16 protein-coding genes are annotated in these 18,711 nt (G+C 64.0%); 3 read left to right on the forward strand and 13 right to left on the reverse strand.

Going from position 1 to position 18,711, the window contains the following annotated elements; translation table 11 throughout:
- Nucleotides 1–18 precede the first annotated feature (18 nt).
- The 7 genes from DIE29_RS13465 to DIE29_RS13495 form a co-directional block, all read right to left on the reverse strand.
- Complete coding sequence (locus DIE29_RS13465; RefSeq protein ID WP_205409742.1) at nt 19–2,406, reverse strand: TonB-dependent siderophore receptor; 2,388 nt, start codon at nt 2,404–2,406, stop codon at nt 19–21.
- A gap of 80 nt (nt 2,407–2,486) precedes the next feature.
- Entirely contained in the window at nt 2,487–3,551 is a 1,065-nt protein-coding gene (locus DIE29_RS13470; protein ID WP_162860642.1) for a FecR family protein, read from the reverse strand.
- 85 nt (nt 3,552–3,636) lie between these two features.
- Nucleotides 3,637–4,125, reverse strand: coding sequence for a sigma-70 family RNA polymerase sigma factor (locus DIE29_RS13475; protein WP_102043315.1), 489 nt, complete (start codon nt 4,123–4,125; stop codon nt 3,637–3,639).
- Nucleotides 4,126–4,204: 79 nt separating this feature from the next.
- The gene (locus tag DIE29_RS13480) at nt 4,205–4,420 is read right to left on the reverse strand and encodes a hypothetical protein (protein WP_102042816.1); all 216 of its coding nucleotides are present in this window, start codon (nt 4,418–4,420) and stop codon (nt 4,205–4,207) included.
- Nucleotides 4,413–5,183 (reverse strand): PepSY domain-containing protein, encoded by a 771-nt coding sequence (locus DIE29_RS13485; RefSeq protein WP_108080826.1) that lies wholly within the window; start codon nt 5,181–5,183, stop codon nt 4,413–4,415. The genes DIE29_RS13480 and DIE29_RS13485 overlap by 8 nt, the downstream gene beginning before the upstream one ends.
- A gap of 49 nt (nt 5,184–5,232) precedes the next feature.
- Nucleotides 5,233–7,347, reverse strand: a complete 2,115-nt coding sequence (locus tag DIE29_RS13490; RefSeq protein ID WP_108080827.1) for a TonB-dependent receptor plug domain-containing protein — start codon at nt 7,345–7,347, stop codon at nt 5,233–5,235.
- Nucleotides 7,344–7,970, reverse strand: a complete 627-nt coding sequence (locus tag DIE29_RS13495) for a TonB-dependent receptor (RefSeq protein ID WP_114650343.1) — start codon at nt 7,968–7,970, stop codon at nt 7,344–7,346. Before DIE29_RS13495 ends, DIE29_RS13490 begins: the two co-directional genes overlap by 4 nt.
- A 220-nt stretch (nt 7,971–8,190) precedes the next feature.
- Here DIE29_RS13495 and rpsD point away from each other — a divergent pair, with 220 nt between their 5' ends.
- Together rpsD and DIE29_RS13505 are read left to right on the forward strand one after the other, a co-directional pair.
- Nucleotides 8,191–8,802: a 30S ribosomal protein S4 gene (gene rpsD / locus DIE29_RS13500; RefSeq protein WP_114650135.1), complete on the forward strand. Its 612-nt coding sequence runs from the start codon at nt 8,191–8,193 to the stop codon at nt 8,800–8,802.
- Nucleotides 8,803–9,087, forward strand: coding sequence for a hypothetical protein (locus tag DIE29_RS13505; RefSeq protein ID WP_114650136.1), 285 nt, complete (start codon nt 8,803–8,805; stop codon nt 9,085–9,087).
- A 134-nt stretch (nt 9,088–9,221) separates the two neighbouring features.
- On the opposite strand, the gene DIE29_RS13510 is transcribed toward DIE29_RS13505, so the two are convergent.
- The 4 genes from DIE29_RS13510 to DIE29_RS13525 form a co-directional block, all read right to left on the reverse strand.
- Nucleotides 9,222–9,542: a DUF2149 domain-containing protein gene (locus DIE29_RS13510; protein WP_114650137.1), complete on the reverse strand. Its 321-nt coding sequence runs from the start codon at nt 9,540–9,542 to the stop codon at nt 9,222–9,224.
- Complete coding sequence (locus tag DIE29_RS13515; protein ID WP_114650138.1) at nt 9,539–10,084, reverse strand: MotA/TolQ/ExbB proton channel family protein; 546 nt, start codon at nt 10,082–10,084, stop codon at nt 9,539–9,541. The genes DIE29_RS13510 and DIE29_RS13515 overlap by 4 nt, the downstream gene beginning before the upstream one ends.
- A gap of 36 nt (nt 10,085–10,120) precedes the next feature.
- Entirely contained in the window at nt 10,121–14,107 is a 3,987-nt protein-coding gene (gene cobN / locus DIE29_RS13520) for a cobaltochelatase subunit CobN (protein ID WP_114650139.1), read from the reverse strand.
- A gap of 61 nt (nt 14,108–14,168) precedes the next feature.
- A complete protein-coding gene (locus DIE29_RS13525; protein WP_114650140.1) occupies nt 14,169–16,112 on the reverse strand; it encodes a TonB-dependent receptor plug domain-containing protein in 1,944 nt (647 codons plus the stop codon).
- 272 nt (nt 16,113–16,384) lie between these two features.
- Here DIE29_RS13525 and DIE29_RS13530 point away from each other — a divergent pair, with 272 nt between their 5' ends.
- Nucleotides 16,385–16,591 (forward strand): hypothetical protein, encoded by a 207-nt coding sequence (locus DIE29_RS13530; RefSeq protein WP_108080831.1) that lies wholly within the window; start codon nt 16,385–16,387, stop codon nt 16,589–16,591.
- Nucleotides 16,592–16,849: 258 nt separating this feature from the next.
- On the opposite strand, the gene DIE29_RS13540 is transcribed toward DIE29_RS13530, so the two are convergent.
- Both DIE29_RS13540 and DIE29_RS13545 read right to left on the reverse strand, forming a co-directional pair.
- Entirely contained in the window at nt 16,850–17,242 is a 393-nt protein-coding gene (locus DIE29_RS13540) for a DUF6746 family protein (RefSeq protein ID WP_108080833.1), read from the reverse strand.
- A 64-nt stretch (nt 17,243–17,306) separates the two neighbouring features.
- Nucleotides 17,307–18,674, reverse strand: a complete 1,368-nt coding sequence (locus DIE29_RS13545) for a sulfite reductase subunit alpha (RefSeq protein WP_114650141.1) — start codon at nt 18,672–18,674, stop codon at nt 17,307–17,309.
- Nucleotides 18,675–18,711 lie beyond the last annotated feature (37 nt).

Here is an 18,711-nt window from a genome sequence, read left to right on the forward strand (position 1 = left end):
GGTGATCAGCGCGGGTACTTACCAGCGCAAGGTCGCGCTCAGCGTGACCTTGCGCTTGGTGCCATACCAGCAATCGCCACGATGCAGGCAGGCGGCGAAATAGGTCTTGTCGGCAAGGTTGGAAACGTTGAGTGCCACCAACCAGCGGTCGATGTCATACGACACCATGGCATCGACCAAGTCCACGCCTGCGGTTTTCAAAGTGTCATGGCCGTCCCAGGTGCTGCCCACGTGACGTAAGCCGAGGCCGGCCTTGAGCCCCGGCACCCCCCAACTGCCAAACCGATGCACTGCCCACAGCGCGATGGTTTCATTGGGTACGTTGGCCACTCGCTTGCCGGTCTCCCGATCCTCCGTGTCAGTGCGGGTATAGGCAGCGACCAGGTCCCAGGCCCGCAAATTGGCATGCAACTCCAGCTCCACACCCTTGACCTCGATATCACCGAGTTGCCGGGTGGTGCCGGGCAGCTCACCGTCGGTCACCCGTCCGGTCTCACGCAGGTTGTAGACCGCTGCGCTGGCCGTTACCGGCCAAGCGGCCGGCTGCCATTTCAGGCCGGCTTCGATCTGTTTCCCACGTTTGGGATCGAAAGGTTTGCCCTGAAGATTCGCGCCCTGCGGCTCGAAGGATTCGGCATAACTCAAATAGGGCGACCATCCGCCATCGGCCAGATACACGCCGCCCAGGCTATGCGTGGTGGCGTTGACCTTCAAATCTTCGGCACGACTGGAAATGCTCTTGCTGCGGTCGTGGCGCAACGCTGCAACCAGCACCCAGCGGTCGCCAAACTTCATCTGGTCCTGCAGCAACAGACCCCACTGGTCCAGCCCGGTATCGCCGGTGTTGGCGGCACTGGTGTTTGCTTCGGTCAAGTCCGGCGGCGTCCATTGGCCATAGGCCGGCGTATACACATCCAAGGGCGTAGCCGCACCGGACCAATACAAGCGGCTGCTGCGCTGGCGCATGGCGTCCATACCGACCAGCAGCGTGTGCTGGACACTGCCCCAGGCGATACGACCTTCCATAAACAAATCGGCATTGGTGATGCGTCCCTGATCGTCGGTCGCGTACCAGGTGCGGTTCAGCGAGCGTCCATCGGCAAGAAACCCTTCCCAGTAGTTGGCATAGAGGCTTCGATGCCGACCTTTGACATCATCATGACGCAGGCGATGGGTGAGCTTCCACTGCTCGTTGAAGGCATGGGAAAACTCATAGCCGATACGCCAGCGCCGGCCGCCGTAGGTATCCCAGTCCGGTTCGCTGACATAGCGCTCGACCGGAATTCGGCCGTTGGGGCCGTCGTAGAGCGTGCCTTCAAGCGGGAAAAAGCCCTCGGTATTGCCGCTGCGGTCGTTCTGGTACTGGGTGTACACCCACAGCGATGTGGCCGGCGAGATGTTCCAGGTAAGCGAGGGCGCGAAATACTGGCGCTCGATGTCGGCGTACTCGACCTGGGTGCCGCTGTCACGATTGAGCGCCACCACGCGGTAGAGCACGCTGCCGTCTTCGTTGAGCGCGCCGGTGAGGTCGGCGGCCACCTGCTTATGGTCATGATTGCCGACCTGCAGCGAAACCTCGCGCGCGCTCTCCGCCTGCGGGCGCTTGCTGACCAGGTTCACGACCCCGCCAGGGCCATTCTGACCTGCCATGACCGAAGCCGGACCGCGCAAAACTTCCACACGTTCAAAGGCATAGGGCTCGTCGCGCACCACGCCATACCAACCGGTCAACGGCCGACGCAGGCCATCGAGCAGCGTCGAGCCCTGACTGCCGCCGCGCAGCGTGAACCAATCACCACGGTTATCCAGGCCATAGACATCGGCATGCACGCCGGCGGTGTAACGCAGCACTTCCTGCATGGTTTGCGCATTCTGATCCCGGATCTGCTCGGCGGTAATGACGCTGATCGACTGCGGAATCTCATTGAGTGGCGTGTCGGTACGGGTGGCGGTGGCGCTGCGCCGCGCGGTATAGCCGGGCACCGGTCCCCAGGCATGCTCCGCTTGACCACTGGCGGTCACCGTGACCTCGCCCAGCGTGCGAGCGCCTGGTGCGGGACGGGGTTCGCTGCGCTGCAGTACCAGCGCATCGCCTTGCGCGACCGCCTCCAGTCCGCTGCCGGCGAGCAACCGGCGCAGCGCCTCGGACGGCGCCAGCAGGCCGCTTACCGCTGGCGCACGGCGTCCGGCCACCAATTCGGGCGCAACCAGTAATTGCACACCAGCCTGGCGGGCGAACGCATTGAGCGCTTGGCCGAGCGGCTGGGCAGGCAGGTCGATGGGCACCGGTGCGGCCGACTGTGCCACGGCTGGCTGAATGACCGTCAGGCCACTGGCAAGCGCGGCGGCCAGCATGGAAGGAACGATGCGCCGGGCGAGACGCGAGGGGGCGAACAATGAAGCCATGAAGTCCTCAAAGAAAACAAGATGCATTCTCTGTTGAAGACGCAGGCGCGGGTAAAATCCTGACCCTCGGAAGCGAAAAACTAGCGTGCAATGATTTCCGTGCGTCCGTCACGCCTGCGCAGTGCCACAGGCAGTACGCGCGGCAGCGCTCGGGCGAAGTCCTGAACGCGGGCAATTTCGAAGCTTCCGGTAACGCGCAACGAGGCCACGCGCTCATCGCCGAGCACCAGACCGGTGTCACCATAACGCGCAAATTCAGCCAGCGCTTCGCTCAGCGGGGTGTTGTCGAAGCTGAGCCGGCCATCCCGCCAGGCCGCCACGGTACCCACTGCGACCGCACGCAGCGCCGCGGGATAGCCGGCGGCATCGGACCACAGTGCATCACCGGGGCCAAGCACCGCGCCGCTGTCTGCCGGCCCGTCCGCCGCCTGCTGGCCCCCGGGCGGGCGACGACGCACCCGGACGCGCCCGGCGGCCACCGCCACGTCCACGCCGGCACTTACATGGCGGACCTGGAAACGGGTGCCGAGCACGGTCACACGGGTCATGCCGGCATCGACCTGAAAAGGGCGCGCCCAATCCGCCGTTACCTCGAACAGGGCCTGGCCGCGCAGCAGCCGGACTTCGCGGCGATCAGCGTACAACGCAATAGCCACCTCGCTGTCGGTGTCCAAATGTACTTGGCTGCCGTCTGGCAAGCTCAGTGTGTGCAGTTGCCCCCGCGCGGTGGCGTGAGTGAGCGCAAACTGCGGCCGGGCGAGCTGTTGGCCGACCATCCACCAAGCACCCAGCCCTGCCGTTGCAATGACGCCGGCTGCGCATGCAGCTTGAGTCATAAAGGCCCGGCGCGTACGGCCGGTCACAGGCAGGCGACAGGCGTCGGTGTGCACGACGGCTGGCCGGCCATGCGCAGCGAAGACATCGGCCGGCAACTGCGCCAACGCTTGCGCGGTGTCGAGCATGGCCTGCCAAGCCTCGCGATGGGCCGGGTCGGCCGCGAGCCATTCGGCAAAGCCGCGTGCCAACGGTGTGTCGGCATCATCCAGCGCCCCCTCGCAATGCTGCAGCCACCACCAAGCCGCCTGCGCATCGGCAGAAGACTGTTCACACAGGGTCTCGGCGCGAGCCAAGTCGGAAGGCGTCATCGCAGGTTCAGCATCCGGCAAAGATGAAAGTCCACCCCATCCGGTAGACGCGCCACCATCGGCGCCCCTGACAGCCACATGGGGCTCACGTTTCACCATCCCGTAAAGCGCGACGGCAAGCAACCATGCCGGCTATCACATGCTTTTCCACCGCGTTACGCGAAATACCCATGCGGCGGGCAATCTCGGCCTGTGGCAGCCCCTCGAGCTTGAACAGCACGAAAGCCTCCCGACAGCGCGGGGGCAAAGCCTCGATCGCAGCCAGCAGGCGGTTGGCAGCCCGTTTGTTGGCCAACTGGACTTCCGGCTCATCCGCGGTCGGCGCCGCGACCTCCTCGGTCGCGCCCGCATCGCCTTGCGCTGCGCTACGCACCTGCGCGCGCCGATGGCCGTCGATGATCGCGCTGCGTGCGGCCCGAAAGAGTAACGCACGCGGCTCGCGCACCGCATGGCCGCTCTCTTGCAGCGCCAGCACGCGCGCATAGGCTTCCTGGACCACATCGGCGGCATGCTCGCGGTCGTTCAAAGCGCCGGAAAAATAGGCCAGCAGTTCGCGGTAATAACGTTCTAACACTTCAGCAGCAAGGCTTACGAGTCCATGCCAGACAGCCATCCACCATAGGGGCGTCATGCCAAACGCAATCGAGCATGATTTATCGCCGACTGTCCTGGCGGTCGCCCCCGGTCTGCTCACCGGCCGTCGCGCTCGATTTGCGCGCCCCGGCTCGTGGCGGCGGCGCCAAGCGGGCGTAGGGGCGCGCGGTGGCGCGGGCGCGCAGCCCGTGTATGAACATGAGCAGCGCCACAACGAGCGCGGCCACCGTCACGACCAACATCAGCCCGAGCACCACACTTGCCGGCTCAGGCATGCGCAATCCCGGGCTGAGTCTGGGCGCGCTTGATGGCAGCATCGCGCTTCTTTGTTTGCGTGCGCCACCATAGCCACAAGCCGGTAAACCCCAGGAAGATCCACACGAAGCCCAGCAAATCGATCCAGACCCATTCGCCGTCTTTACCCAGGAAAGCCTTGCCGGTGTGCAGGTCGATCATCAGCTTGCCCAGGGTCACCCGCTCCGGCGGGATCTCTTCAAGGGGCAGGCTGGCAATGCCAGCCACCAAGACGGCCGGTGCGCTCCAGAAGCGGCCATCCGGACTACTGAGCGGGCCGCGCTCTTTCAAGGTGACGGTGACCGAGCCATCCAGGTTGGCGCTGGCATTCCAGGCGTCACCCTTGAGCACGCGCTGCCAGCGGCCGTCCTGTTCCAGCCAGACACCGCTCTTGGCGGCGACGATGACGCCCCAGGTCATGGGCAGGATGTCACGCACCTGGTCGCCAGCCAGTTCGGCCACCGCGGTAACGCCGGCAGCATCCGCGCGGAACAGGCCGTTTTGCGTGCCGACCAGAGTACTGCCATCGGCCAGTGTCGCAGTGCTGCGGATTTCCGGGGACATCGCGCGCATCGCGCTCGCGCCGTATCCGGGCAGCCAGCCGACATAGGGTGTGAGGTCGATCTCGTTGAGCCCCAGCTCTTTCTTGTGAGCCAGAAAGATCGAGGTGAACCCCACCAGCAGCATCGGCAGGATGAGCAGCACCGACACCCAGTTGTGCCAGTCGCGGGCTTTCAGGTTCATTCCGTTGTACTCCTTCTCTGTATCGGGGGATCGAGGTCCTGGCAGGGGCTTACCACTTGCCTTCCAGCGCCACGAAGAAGGCCCGTCCGCCACGCTCCACTTCGGTCGTTGCCTTGGTCATGACCCCGGCGCCGTTGTATTCGGCTTTGTCCTTGACCTTCTTCATGTCCAGCAGGTTGGAGGCGGTCAAACGCAGGGCCAGATCGCGCGACAGCCGCTTCATGACGTACAGATCGAGCAGCTTCTGTTCGGACTCGTAGTCTGCTTTCAGCGGCTCGGTCGGGTTTTTCAGGTACTTCGGTGTGTAGTTGTAGTTCACCCCCCAGGCGCCGTCCCATTTGGGCAATTGCCAGTCGAAGCCGATGTTGTAGACATACGGCGGCTGGTCCTTGATGCGGGTGGTCAGGCCGGTGGTGGCGTCGGTGATGCGCGAGTACAAGCGGGTGTAGTTGAAGCGCAGCATCAACTCAGGCAGGCCGATGATGTCCATCTGCGGACGGGCGTCCAGTTCCCACCCCCACACCCTGGCGTCGCCGACGTTCTGCGGGCGCTGCACATAGCGGGAGCCTTCCAGCTCGGTGCGTGCCTGGACCATGTCCTCGATGTCGCGATGAAAGAGGTTGGCACCCAGCACGCCCCCGCCCTGGGGCAGGAAATGCTCCCACCCCAGCTCCACCCCCAGCGCCTTCTCCGGCCGCAGGGCGGGATTGCCGGACACATCCGGTTTGGCCAGGGTGCCGTCGCTCGACGCGGTCACCGTGGACAGGTCGTCGAACTTCGGCGGTTTGAGCGTGCGGGTGAGGCTGGCCCTGAGGTTGTTGCGTCCGTCGACTTGCCACAGGTAATGGAGCGACGGCGTACTGGCACGTACCGTCCCGCCCGAGGACGCCCCGAGGCCGTCCACCGCCTCCTGACGGTTGTGCAGCCAGCGCACGCCGGGGGTGAGGAAATGGCCACCGCCCAGGGCGATCTCATCTTGAATAAAGAACGTCCAACGGCGCTCGCGGATGTCGAAGCTGTCGCCACGCCCTGCCGCCATGGGGGCCAACGCCGCCCAGCTTGCGCCTTCCTGCACGGTCTTGGCGTCCTCGCGGCTGGCGTCGCGGTACTCGGCGCCGGCCGACACTTTGTGCGCGCCGATTACTTGTGTCGCCCGCACGCCCGCGTACCATTCGCGCTCGTCCTTGTCGTCGCGCTCCAGCGCCACCTTGGTGAGGCTGCCGTTCGCCTTGTAATCGAGCGTGGTCTTGTCCCTGGTCTCCCCGCCTTGCTGGGTGGCGGCATAGACCGATAGCTGCCCTTGGCCGAGCGAACGTTTCCATTCGGCCCGCAGACGCCAAGTCTCGCGCAACTTGTCCTCATCTTCGACGATGCGTCCGTCGTCGGTGACGGTGGCCGGATCGGTGAAGGGGGCGCCGTTGTACTTGGACTTGTCCTTGGGCCTGTTTTTGCGCTCGTCGGAGCGGGTAATCCAGGGGGTCAGCACCAGTTCGTCATCGGCCGACAGTCGCAGGTTCAGACGCGGCGCGAAGTCCGCCGTGTCGGTCACCACGCGCTCGTCCTCGAACACCAGCTTACGGCCGACAGCCGCCCCACCCGCGTTGTAGGAGGTTTCGTCGGTGCGCTTGCTCTTGAGATCGGCACGCTGGCCGACCGAGGCGTTGAGCAGCCAGCGCAGATCGCCGTTGCCGTTGCCATACTGGCCCGACAGGTTCCAACTGTCTTTATTTGCCTTCTCGCCGAACAGCCGGCCGATGGCCAGGCGGGCGTTCGCCACCGGCTTGTCCGGCGCATTGCGCAGGACGATGTTGATCGTACCCATCATGCCCTCATTGGGCATGTCGGCCGAGGGCGCGCGGATCAGCTCGATACGTTCGACCATGTCGAGGGGGATGCGGTCGACCTGGATCTGGCGTTCCTTGGTGCCGGAGGAGACCGCTTCGCCGTCGATCAGGATCTGCGTGTAGCCCTTGTCCATGCCGCGTACGCGAACATCCTTGGGGTTCCCCGGCGGGCCGGTGAAGGTCACGCTGGGCATGCGGCGCAGGTAGTCGCCGATGGTCAGTTCGTTCATCCGGTCGAGTTCTTCCCGGCCGTACACGAGCTTGGTGGAGCGCGCATGCTGACGTTGATCGAAGTCGTCCTGCTCAGGATTGACGATCACCTCACCGAGCTGGGCGCCCGGTAGTCGTCGATGCGCGCTAGCGAAGCACCCAACATCAGCGCGTGGTCCTGGTTGGCCGCGTTCATCACGCCGGTGGCACGCATGCCGCGGCTGGCGCTATCCCAGGAAACGGCGGTGTCCAGCCCGACACCGGGTTCGAAGCGCGCCTGCGGCAAGCGCACGTTGATCGCTCCGCCCAACGCGCCGCTGCCGTACAGCACCGAGGCCGGACCTTTGACCACTTCCACGCGCTCGGCCAGCGGCAGGCTCATGAAGGAAGCGATCGCTCCGGCCGGCTGTGCGGAGTTGAAGCGGATGCCGTCGACCAAGAGCACCACGCTCTCCTTCTTCAGCCCGCGGATCACCGGGTTCTGACCCTGGGCGCTGTCGCCGGAGACCGCCAGGCCGGGTTCGCCGCGCAGCGCCTCGCCGACGTTGTGCGCGCCGCGGCGCTGCAGTTGGTCGCGCGACAGCGACAGCGTGGCAGCCGGGGTGTCCAGCTCATCCGCAGCATATCCTTTGGCGGTCACGCTGAGTTCGCCCAGTATGCTGTCGGCAGAGTCGGCAAACGCAGGCGGCACGGCTAAGGCGAGGCAAGCCAGGGCAAGGGGGCGCATTCTCATCACGATCTCCAAATGGCGGTCAGGCTGGCTGGCGAGATGCTGGCTTGCCCAGAGGTACGGAAACGGCATGGATGATGCAAAAATGCGAACGATTATCACTTGATTCATATCAAGTCTGATCAATCGATGCCGATGAGCTGCACCAAGCAAGGCGTTGACCGCGAAACAAAGTTTATTACAATGCAAATCATTATCATCCGCACTTCTAATAGGAGTTTCCGTGTCCCGTTATACCGGCCCCCGCCTCAAAGTTCAGCGTGCGCTCGGCGTTGCGCTGCCCGGCCTGTCCCGCAAATCGCCCGAACAGCGCAACTACCCTCCCGGCCAGCACGGCGCCAAGCCCAAACGCAAATCAGACTTCGGCCTGCGTCTGATGGAAAAGCAGAAACTGCGTTTGAACTACGGCTTGACCGAAGGCCAGATCCGTCGCCTGTTCCGCGAAGCCAAAAACGCCAAGGCGCCCACCGGCGACAAATTGCTCGAACTGCTCGAACGCCGCCTGGACAATTTTGTTTTCCGTGCCGGCTTCGCTCCCACCGCCGTCGCTGCGCGCCAGTTGGTGCGTCATCGCCATGTGCTGCTCAACGGCCGTTCGGTCAACATCCCGTCGATTCGCATCAAACCGGGCGACACCATCACGCTGACCGAGAAGGGGCGCCGCATCCCTGCCACCGCGGAGTGCCTGGTCGAACCCGCACTGAGTCGCCCAGAGTGGTTGCACTTCGATGAGCAAACGCTCAGCGCCACCGTAACCCGTTTGCCCGACCCGTCGGAGGTGCCCTTCCCGATCGAAGTCCAGCATGTGGTCGAGTACTACGCGGTGAGGCTGTAAATGAGCGCCCGCGCCGCTTTCGACGCACGCCCGGCCGACGGCCCGCAGTACGCCAACCGGCCCGATCTGGCGCTCTCGGCGGTGCTGTACCTGATGACGCGTTTTCCGTCCACCCGCAGCAGCGCGGTGGCCGACGCGATCACCGATCACCTCAGGCTCTTACGCGACGACCCACGTCAGCCCGCCAGCATCCGCGAGACGGCCGACGCACTGATCGGCCACTGGCACGCCTTCGGCGCCCTTTGCGACAGCGAACTGCTGCCGGAAGGCAGTGTGGCCAACTGAGCACCTCTGAATCAGCCCGCTGGATAGCCCGTCGGCGTGCTTTCTTGACGAGCTGCCTAGGCAATCCTGCTCACCACACCTTGACGCCGGTCTGCCGCGCCCCCCGATGTGCCCGCGGCAGACCGGTTCGATGCTCATTCATTGGCCTCCGGCACATAAATGAAGGAGCCATCCTTCATCCGATACGCCACGCCAGCGCGTGAACCCTCGCCGCTGCCGATCTGGCCGCTGGCTTGGTAGCGCTCGATGATCTGACCCTTTTTGACGATCATCTCCATGTTCGGCTGCCCCGGGTTTTTGATGATGGTCAGCTCGTCTTGCGTGAACGGATTCATCGGGTTGTTGGCAATCGCCAGCAGCAGCGCGGCGATGATGACCAAAAAAACGTCGATCAAATTGACCACCGAAAGCACCGGATCGTCGGCTTCAAAATCGTCCATCAGTCGCAGGCTCATTGCACACCCTCCGTGGCAAGCTGCGCGACCGCATCGTCATGCGCTGCAGGTCGCGCAGGCACCGCGAGAGCGCGCTTTTCCAGTTCCGCCAGCTCGGTGGCCAACCAGCGTCTGCGCACGCTGACCACGCAGTAGGTGATGGCCGAGGCGATCAAGGCCAGGATCACTGCCGAAAAGGCCACCGTGAGGTTGCGGCTGACATCTTGCAGATTGCCTTCGGCCAGCGCCATCAGCGCCGGCCCCATCGGAATCATGGTCGCCACCAGGCCGAGCATCGGTCCAACACGGGTAGCAATGCGCAGCACTTCCAGACGGCGCACTGCGATCGCTTCCAGCTCGGTCGCCGTCAGCGTTGGCTCGGCATGCAGCGCAGCATGCAGCACAAAAGCGCGCGGATCGTCGCGGCGGCGCTGGCGCACTTCGACGATGAAGCCGCCCAAGGCATGAAAGGCATACAAAAACAGCAGCGTGACCAGTAACAGCACCGGCAGCATGAACAATTGGCTCAGCTCGTACATCGACGATTCGATAAAGTGCGACATGAATTGCAGTCCTCCGCTTGAAGTTCGACATGAAAATCAGGGCAACGGCCGTAGCGGCGGCTTCGCTTGTCGGGCTTGGCGCAGGCCGCCAGCGAACAGGGCAGAAAGGGTCAGCGCGGCGAGCAAAAGATCCGCCCACCGGATGGGGGTGTTCTCAGGCTGAGGCGCGGGCTGCTTTTCCAGCACCTGCCCGGTGACGGTTTCGCTTCCGGCCGCTGCGGCGCTGTCGGCCGGCGCGGGCGCTGCGGCCAGATTCAAACCAAAACCGGCGGCCAGGGCTTCGACGTAATCGTCGACTTTGCTGCTCGTCGGTTGGTAGTCGAGCCGCGCCACCGCGTCTGCATAGACTTCGACCAAGCGGCGCAGGGTGGCCTCGTCGGTCTGCCAGTACTCCTTGCGTGTGGCTTCAAGCATGCGCTCGGCGATCTGCGCGCGGGCGGTCGGGTTGTGGCGCTCGAACCACGCCTCCATGCCGAGGTTGAGAGCATCGTTGATGTACACATCAAAGAAGCTCTGCCACTGGTCATCGCGCACGATTTCCGGCGCCACTGCGGTCCACCCCCAGAAATTGTTGACCGTATCCAGCACGTTGAGCGTGCCGGCGTAGCCTTCCTGCTGCATGGCCTCGATCCACTGCGGGTGGAAGTAACGCGCGCGCAACTCGGCGGCCAGGAAGCGGGCTGCCGACTCGACCTTGCCTTGCGCTGGATCGCGCAAGTTGCTGATGTACAGCCCCGGCGTAGCACCGCCCAGGTGGCGCACCGCCTGTCCGATGCCGCCAAGGTACTGGAACGGGTCGTCGGTGGTCAGCATGCCGTAGAGGTTGGACGAGCGCGCCAGCACCGCGGCCTCGGTGCCCTTGAGGTGCTCGGCATAGAGGTTGAAATCTGCCGCACCGTCCGGCCGCGCAACCTTTTCACCCCAGCGCGCCTCGTCCGGCCCATAGGCGAACTGCATACGCGCAAGGTAAAGCTCGGCCAATTTGCTTTCGGCTTCCCAGGTGTCGGTGGCCAAGGTGGCATCGTCCAAGCCGGTGCCGTAAGCCCCGCTTTCACTGGAAAAGATGCGGGTCAGCGCGTGCAGGCGGGCTTCGGCGGGGGCAAACCCTTGCGCCAGCAAGCTGTTTTCCAGCGCCAAGGTGTTGGCACGCACCGCATTATCCGGTTCGTCCAGCGCGGCCACCTTTTCCACCGCACGCGCAATCTGACGCATGACATTCGGGAAGTGATCGCGGTACAAACCGGTGGCCGAGACAACCACGTCCACCCGCGGACGGCCGAGCTCGGCGCGCGGGATCACCTCGACGTCGGTGATGCGCCCAAAGCGATCCCATACCGGTTTGACGCCCAGCGCGTGAAATACCTGAGCTTCGAGCACCCCGAGGTGGCGCATGGCCTCCACCGACCACAGCGAGAAGGTCACTTTGGTCATCTCCCGGCCATGCTCGGCGCGATAAGCGGCCAGCAGCTGGGCAAAAGCCTCTCCGCCGGCCCGCCAGGCTTGCTCGGTGGGCAGGCGCGACGGATCGAAGCCGTAGAGATTGCGCCCGGTGGGCAAGCTGTCTGGGTTACGCACCGGGTCGCCACCGTACTGGGTATCGATGAAACGCCCTGCAAGCGCGCGCAGTAGACCCTGATGCTCGCCAGCTGCAGACAGCGCTTCGAAATATCGCCGCCCTTCGGCCAACAGTGCTGCGCGCGCGGGATCATTGGCCGGCGTCGCCGCGCTGGGCTGTAGAAGATGCTCGGCGAGTAGGCGATAGGGCGCCGAAGCCTGCAAATTACGATAGTCATCCACGAACAGTTCGTCCGGTTCTTTGAGGCCGAGCGTGGCGTAGAGCGGCGCACCCAGCATCTGCATCACGGTGCCAATGCGATGCTCGGTTGCCGGCGCCTCACCCAGCGTATGCAGACCCAGCGGCTGCGCGCTTTGCGCCAGGCTGTGCAGCCAGTCGTGCAGTTCGCGCTCGAAGGGCTTGAAGTCTGCACGGGCGCGCTCGGCGGTCCAGCCGATGTCTTCGAGCAGGTTCAGGCGCGCGGCCTCGTCGACGATTGCAGCCCGGGTGCGCGCTTTGACCGCGCCTTCGTCGAGCAGCTCGTACTGGTGGATGAGGTCGTGCAACGGTGTGAGCGTGTCATGCAGCCCGGCCGGCGCAAACGGTGGCGTCTGGTGGGTGACGATGGTGGCGCGCCCGCGGCGCTTGGCCTGGGTGGCTTCGCCGATGTTATCGACGATGTAAGGATAGACCACCGGCAAATCGCCCAGCACCAGGTACGGATCGTCATACACCGACAGCCCGCGTTCCTTGCCCGGCGTCCATTCTTGACTGCCGTGCGTGCCGAAATGAATCAACGCATCGGCGCCAAAGCTCTGGCGGGCATACAGGTAGACCGCCATGTAGAAATGTGTGAGCGGCACCTTGGTGTCATGATAGATGGCTTTCTCGGCCGCCTCGCCAACCCTCCCGCGTGGTGGCTGCGGCATCAACATCAGGTTGCCCAGCATCAGCCGAGGAATGACAAAGGAGCACCCGGCACCGTCGCCCAGCAACATCGGATCGTCCTCGGGCGCGCCCCAATGGCCGCTTACTCGCTCGCGCACGCCCGCCGGCAGCGTATCGAACCAGGCGCGGTATTCGGCCAGCGGCAAGCGGGCGGCAAGATCGTCGGCCAGTAACGCTTCGAGCTGGCCGCCACGGTAAAACGGTGCCATCAGGCGGGTCAGCGTGTCTGTCAGGGTCTGCTCGGCCACCGCTTGCACACTGTAGCCGGCCGCACCCAATACCTGGCTCAGCCGTGCCAGACTGCGCGGCACATTTAGAAACGAGGCGGAAATGTTTTTTTCGCCCGGCGGATAGTTGTAGAACATCAGCGCCAGCCGCTTGTCGGCATTCGGTGTGCTACGCAGACGCGCGATCCGCAGCAGCTTGGCCACCAAGGCGTCGGCTTGTTCCGGAATCAAGGTGGCACGCCCGTTCTCCACCGCGGCCACCACCAAGGGGTCGGCCAAGCCGGCCTGTTCGGGAATGGCCAGGGCAAACGGCACCGCAGTACTCGATATGCCCACTGCGCTGGCCCGCCAGTGGGCGGCATCCCCCTCGCGCCAGGTCATCGCCTGCAGCACCGGCACATCCAGGCGCAGGTAGTCCTCGCGCCGACGGTCCTGATACATGGCCTGAAAATTGACCATCACATCCACCGCGGCGCGCCCCGCTTCGGTGACGATGTCCAGCGCACCGGCCTCGGCCATCAGGGGGTGGTAAAACACCACCGGTAGCGCCCCACGCGCTTCCAGCCGACGCACCAGGGCGTCGATATGTGCGATGTCCATGTTGCCGATGTTGGCCTGATGCACCACGATACCCACCGCTGGGCGGCGCGCTGCGCGCTCGGCACCCAGCCAGGACCGGTATTCGCTCAAGCTGGCAACCACCAGGTTTGGGTGATCGGGATGGTAGATGCCAGAGGCCGGGAAGATGACCGGCTCAGGCACAGCCACCGATCGCTCACCAAACAAGTGATGCCGCACATAAGCAAAAAAGCCCGCAAAGTTACGCGCAGTACCATTGCGGTAATAGTCATAGAGCGTTTCGCCACGGACGGCATCCAGCCCACCGCCCATCCGGGCGCCACGCGCGGTTACTTGCAGCCAAGGCATGTCCGGGCGCTCGAGCAAGTCACCAAGCGCTTCCTGCATCCGCCGCCCGTCTTCTTCGCGGGGGGTGTCGAGCACTACCAAGCCTGCGCCAGCCAAAATTTCTGCCAAGCGGACGGCATCATCATGGTCGATGTTGGCCACACGCAGCTCGACCCCGGCGTCCGCCGCAATGCGCATCAGCGTTGCAAACTTGCCGCCGGGCACAAAGTCGCTGCTCACGATCACCACCGGCTGACCCAGCGGACGACTGGCCCACCACAATGCAGTGGCCGCTACCAGCAGCACCAAGGTGAGCGAAAGCAGCAGGTAGCGACGACGCCGGGCATGCGACGAGTGGAATTTGAAAAAAAACGATGACAAAGCCATGCGCGACTTCCGCAAATGACGACGCCGCCCGCAGCCGGCGGGCGGCTGGCGTTCAACAGTTTTAGAAAGACCCGTGCAAGGCCACACGCAAGGTGCGCGGCGTTTCGGCGTAACTGAAAAGGTCCGATTTTTCGGCCAGACGAACGTTGGTCAGATTGTCGATGCCGCCATGGATGCGGAAATGGCGATTCAACGCGTAGCCCAGGTTCATATGCACCAGGGTGTAGGCCGGCGCCTTGCGGTCTGCCGAACTCACGTACTGGGGACCCATGCGCTCGACGCGCAAGGCGGCGTCCCAGGCGCCGCCCCGCCATCCCAGGCGCGCGTCCAGCACATGATCTGTACGGCCGTTGAGTGGTGAACCGGTGGCCTCATCTTCTGTATCCAGCCATTGCGCACCGGCACTGGCATGAAAGCCGCGACCCAGATCGACGCGCAGCGTGGTCTCGATACCATCGATGCGTGCGTTATTAACGTTGTCGTAAATGTAAAACCGTCGCGGGCCGATCTGCTGGATCTGGCGGGTGGTAATGAGGTCTTTGACCTTGTTGCGGAAAGCGGTCGTCTCCCAATCCAAGCCATTAGCGGCATAGATCGCGCCGATCTCCCACGATTTGCTGGTTTCCGGGCGGATATTGGCATTACCGTAGAAAGTGTGCGGGCCTTCAGCACCTTCGTAGTTGGCCGACGCCTGCTTGAGCGTGGGCGCACGGAAGCCTTCACCATAGCCTCCACGCAGCGTCCACGCCTCTGAGGCGTGCCACACCAGGTAGGCCCGCGGACTGGTTTCCGCACCGAAGATGCTGTGACGATCCCGGCGCACGCCCAAGGTGAGCGTCAAATCGGGACGCAGGGCGATTTCGTCCTGCACATAGAGCGCGCGAAAATCCGCGTCATCCTTGCCACCGGCCAGGCCGGCGTTACGCAGTGTCTCGGTACGCAGGTCGGCACCGACGGTCAGGTACTGCATGTGGCCGACGGCAAAACCGACCCTGCCGTCCGCCCCACGCTCGCGCATGCTCTGCGGTCGCGTCGGCGCCACCCCGTTGCTGCGCTTGTTGGTTACATCAAAATCCGACTCCCAAGCGCGTAGCTGCGTCACTACACCGTTCCAGTCGGCGCGCCAGGTCGCTACCGACTGCGATCGCTCGATGTCATAGGTGTCACGATAGTACACCCCACCGCGCGCCTGATCGCGGTCACGCGTCTCATTGCTGGCGCGATGTTCGAGATCGACCGTGTGCGCAGCGCTCGGTTGCCAGGAGAGCAGCACATGACCCGCGGAAAGGTCCGAGCCTTCGATTTCCGATAAGCGCGGATTTTCCTTCAACTCAAAAGGATCGCGCCGCAGCCTGGAAGCCGAGAGTGCCACGCGCAGGGTGTCGGTTAGCGCGCCAGATAAGTGCAGCCCGCCCCCGACCGCGTCGCCATCGCCGGCGCCACGCACATCGCGCGCACTCAAACGCACGCCACCCTGCCATGTGGCCCCCGGACGGCGGGTGATGGCATTGATCACTCCGCCGACCGCATCGGAACCGTACAGCACCGACATTGGTCCGCGCACTACCTCGATGCGTTCGATGCCATCGACCGGCGTCCAGTCGTACTGGAAATCAGAATGTCCAACCCAATCGTCGGTGTTGATCACCCGCAGGCCATTGACCAAGTACAGCGTGTGCTTGCCGTCCATGCCGCGCAAAGACATCGTCTTGCGCCCGCCCACGCCTTGGCCGATCAACCCCACCCCGGTAGTCTCGCGCACTGCGCCAAGCACATTGTCCGCGGCGATCGCATCGATATCCTCACGGCCGACCACGACTGCCGCCGCCGGGGTGTCGCGCACCGACTGTTCGCGTTGTGTGGCGGTCACCACGATTTCATCCAGCCGCGAATCGGCACTCGCCTGCGGTGGCAACGCCCCTGCCGCCATCAAAGCCAGAATGGAAACCAGAGGAAAACGAAGCCGGGCGGCTGCCCGCGGGCATGCAGAGGATCGCTGAACCATCGGTATCTCCGTAGAAAGATGGCTGGCTACCTATCCTCACGGCGGCATCGGTCGCTGGCTAAGAGGTTGCAGAAAGCGGCTATGCACCGGAAACGGCAACGTTCCGGCAATGCGTTCGCAAATGATAATAATTTCGTTTTGTAAATCAAGATGTCCCAGCAAGCCCATCCCCAAGCAGGTATCGCGCCTTGCGTCATCGGCACTGGCGCGCCTCGCCCTTGCATTCTAAACGATAATTGTTATCATTTGATAGACCGACAGTGGAGGCGTTCATGCAAACCCCTCACCCAAACGAAGTGCTCAAACTGGTCAACAGCGCCATCCAGAACCTGCATCTTTACGCGGGTTCGGGCTGCCTGCGCGCCGAACGTCAAGCGCGCCTGGTCATCGAACATCTTGAACACTACAGCGCCGACCCGGCCATCGTTGCTTCATGCTGCGCGCTGGAACAGTTGCTCGAGGCGGTGTCACCGAAATGAGCCGGCGTCCGCGCGTATTCATCGGCAGCGAGTTCGAAACCGCCTCGTTGAGACTGTTTGCCAGCTTGCGTGCCGCCCTGTCGACCGCCATGCAGGCATCGTCAGCACAACGCATGACAACCGGATCGCCAACCCCCGCCTCGGCAGAATCCTCGCCTTGCATCCCGGCGAGCTTGGCCGGGGTGCCCGGCAGCCCGCTGCGCGCCGGCATCATCCGGCGCACAGGCGTGGTTAGCAGCGCCGCCGCGCACCCTCCGGTCAATCGATGATTTTGCGCACACCCGATAAATACGCTTTGCCGTACTCGATCACTTCGCTGCGTTTTTGCCCTTCGGAGGCAAAATGCAAATCCCCGGCAATGTCCTTCAATCGCCGCAGTTCGTCGGCAAGTCGGGCAAGGCTGTCCTCGATGGTGTAACACAGGCTGTGCACATCGTGTATGTCGTATTCGCCGACTTCGCCAGCCAAAATGGCTTCGAGCTGCTGGTTGGCTTCGCGTAAGTTGGCGATGGTTTGCACGATGTCGTCAGCCTGGCGTGCCTGGTAGTGATCCACCCGGGGCGGTTGCACCGCGTCGTCGGCCTGCGCAGCCGGAGTCCATAAGGCGATGCAGGCTGCCAAGCAGGTCAAAACCGGCAGTGTCTTGTTCATGATTGATCTCCTCGGGTCATCGGAATGATTCATTCAGATAAACGGCCACGCCAGGTGCCACGACTCAGTAAACATCGCGCCGATAGCGCCCTTCTGTGACCAAATGGGACAGTCCATCCGCGCCTAGCAGGCGCTCCAGAGTTTCATGTACTGCCGGGGCCATACCCACCGCGTTGCCACAGACATAGATCGCAGCACCGTCGGCCACCCACTCGCGTACAGTGTCCGCGACACGCTCAAGACGGTGCTGCACATACTCTCCGGCCGGCGGATCGCGCGAGAACACCCGGTCACAGTGGGCAAGCAGACCGCGGGCGGCCAAATCGTCGAGTTCTTCGCCACATAAGCGATCGAAGGCTGCTTGACGTTCGCCAAAGATCAGCCAATTACGCCGCTTACCGCGCTGCGCACGCCAGCGCAGATGCGCCAGCAACCCCGCCAAACCGGTGCCATTGCCAATCAGGATCAGCGGCCGCGCGGCATTCTCACCCAGACGGAAGCCGGGATTGGCCCGCAGCCGGCCCGCAAAGCGCATGCCGATCTGCGCTGCGCTACCGAGCAGGGCCGACATGCACCCCGGCCGCCCATCGTCCCCGCGCACTTCACGGACCAATAGCTGCACCACGCCGCTGGCAGGCAGCGAAGCGATGGTGTAAGTGCGCGGGCGAGCCCCCTCGCCGGGAGGAAACAGGTCCAGCAAATCGCCGGGCTCCCACTCGGGCAGCGGGCGTGGCGCACCATCGCCATCGACCGCCTGCAGCTCGACCTGATACACCGGCCAGCCTGCGCTGCCGGCATTGAGCAGCCGGCTGCTGCACAGACACCAATGTTGCAACGGCGCATCGAGGGCCGCGGACGTCTTGGCTGCCGACAGCCCGCCGAAACTGGCCAAGCAATGCTGCCAGCGCGCCAGTGCCACCGGCGCCATGCGGTCGACCTCGATACGCTCGAACACCGGGCGGGCACCGCTTCGTTGCAACCAAGCATCGAGTCGACGCCCAAAGGCGCAAAATTGCGCATAGTAGGAATCGCCCAGGGCCAATAAGCCGTAATCGAGCGCGGACAGATCGGCAGGGCTGTTCAGATAGCGGTCCTCGAAGACCGCGGCGTTGTCGGGTGCATCGCCCTCGCCGTAGGTACTGACCACGAAAAGCGCCTGGCGGCTGGCTTGCAAAAGGGCCAGATCGATCCGCGCCAAGGGCAAACAGATGGTCGGCAGGCCCGCTTCGCTCAAATCCGCGGCAGCCTGTCGGGCAAGTTCGTGCGCCTGGCCGCTCTGGCTGGCATAAGCCAGCAGCACGGTTCCGACAGTCGTCTGACGCGCAGAGCGCACGCGGCCCCGGGCCGCGCGCAGGCAGTGCCAACACAACCCGGCATAGCCGGCGAGCAGGCCGCCGGCGGCCAGCCAGCGGCCGGGCTCCAGCGTCAGCATACGGGAGGCACCCGCCGCAGCGATGCGATCCGCCTCA

This window comes from Pseudothauera hydrothermalis (assembly GCF_003345255.1).
In the GTDB taxonomy this organism is placed as follows: Bacteria; Pseudomonadota; Gammaproteobacteria; order Burkholderiales; family Rhodocyclaceae; genus Pseudothauera; species Pseudothauera hydrothermalis.

Coding starts and splice junctions, on each gene's coding strand:
- DIE29_RS13465 (WP_205409742.1), bottom strand. CDS start 2,406: ATGGCTTCATTGTTCGCCCCCTCGCGTCTCGCCCGGCGCATCGTTCCT.
- DIE29_RS13470 (WP_162860642.1), bottom strand. CDS start 3,551: ATGACGCCTTCCGACTTGGCTCGCGCCGAGACCCTGTGTGAACAGTCT.
- DIE29_RS13480 (WP_102042816.1), bottom strand. CDS start 4,420: ATGCCTGAGCCGGCAAGTGTGGTGCTCGGGCTGATGTTGGTCGTGACG.
- DIE29_RS13485 (WP_108080826.1), bottom strand. CDS start 5,183: ATGAACCTGAAAGCCCGCGACTGGCACAACTGGGTGTCGGTGCTGCTC.
- DIE29_RS13495 (WP_114650343.1), bottom strand. CDS start 7,970: ATGAGAATGCGCCCCCTTGCCCTGGCTTGCCTCGCCTTAGCCGTGCCG.
- DIE29_RS13505 (WP_114650136.1), top strand. CDS start 8,803: ATGAGCGCCCGCGCCGCTTTCGACGCACGCCCGGCCGACGGCCCGCAG.
- DIE29_RS13510 (WP_114650137.1), bottom strand. CDS start 9,542: ATGAGCCTGCGACTGATGGACGATTTTGAAGCCGACGATCCGGTGCTT.
- DIE29_RS13515 (WP_114650138.1), bottom strand. CDS start 10,084: ATGTCGCACTTTATCGAATCGTCGATGTACGAGCTGAGCCAATTGTTC.
- cobN (WP_114650139.1), bottom strand. CDS start 14,107: ATGGCTTTGTCATCGTTTTTTTTCAAATTCCACTCGTCGCATGCCCGG.
- DIE29_RS13525 (WP_114650140.1), bottom strand. CDS start 16,112: ATGGTTCAGCGATCCTCTGCATGCCCGCGGGCAGCCGCCCGGCTTCGT.
- DIE29_RS13530 (WP_108080831.1), top strand. CDS start 16,385: ATGCAAACCCCTCACCCAAACGAAGTGCTCAAACTGGTCAACAGCGCC.
- DIE29_RS13540 (WP_108080833.1), bottom strand. CDS start 17,242: ATGAACAAGACACTGCCGGTTTTGACCTGCTTGGCAGCCTGCATCGCC.
- DIE29_RS13545 (WP_114650141.1), bottom strand. CDS start 18,674: ATGCTGACGCTGGAGCCCGGCCGCTGGCTGGCCGCCGGCGGCCTGCTC.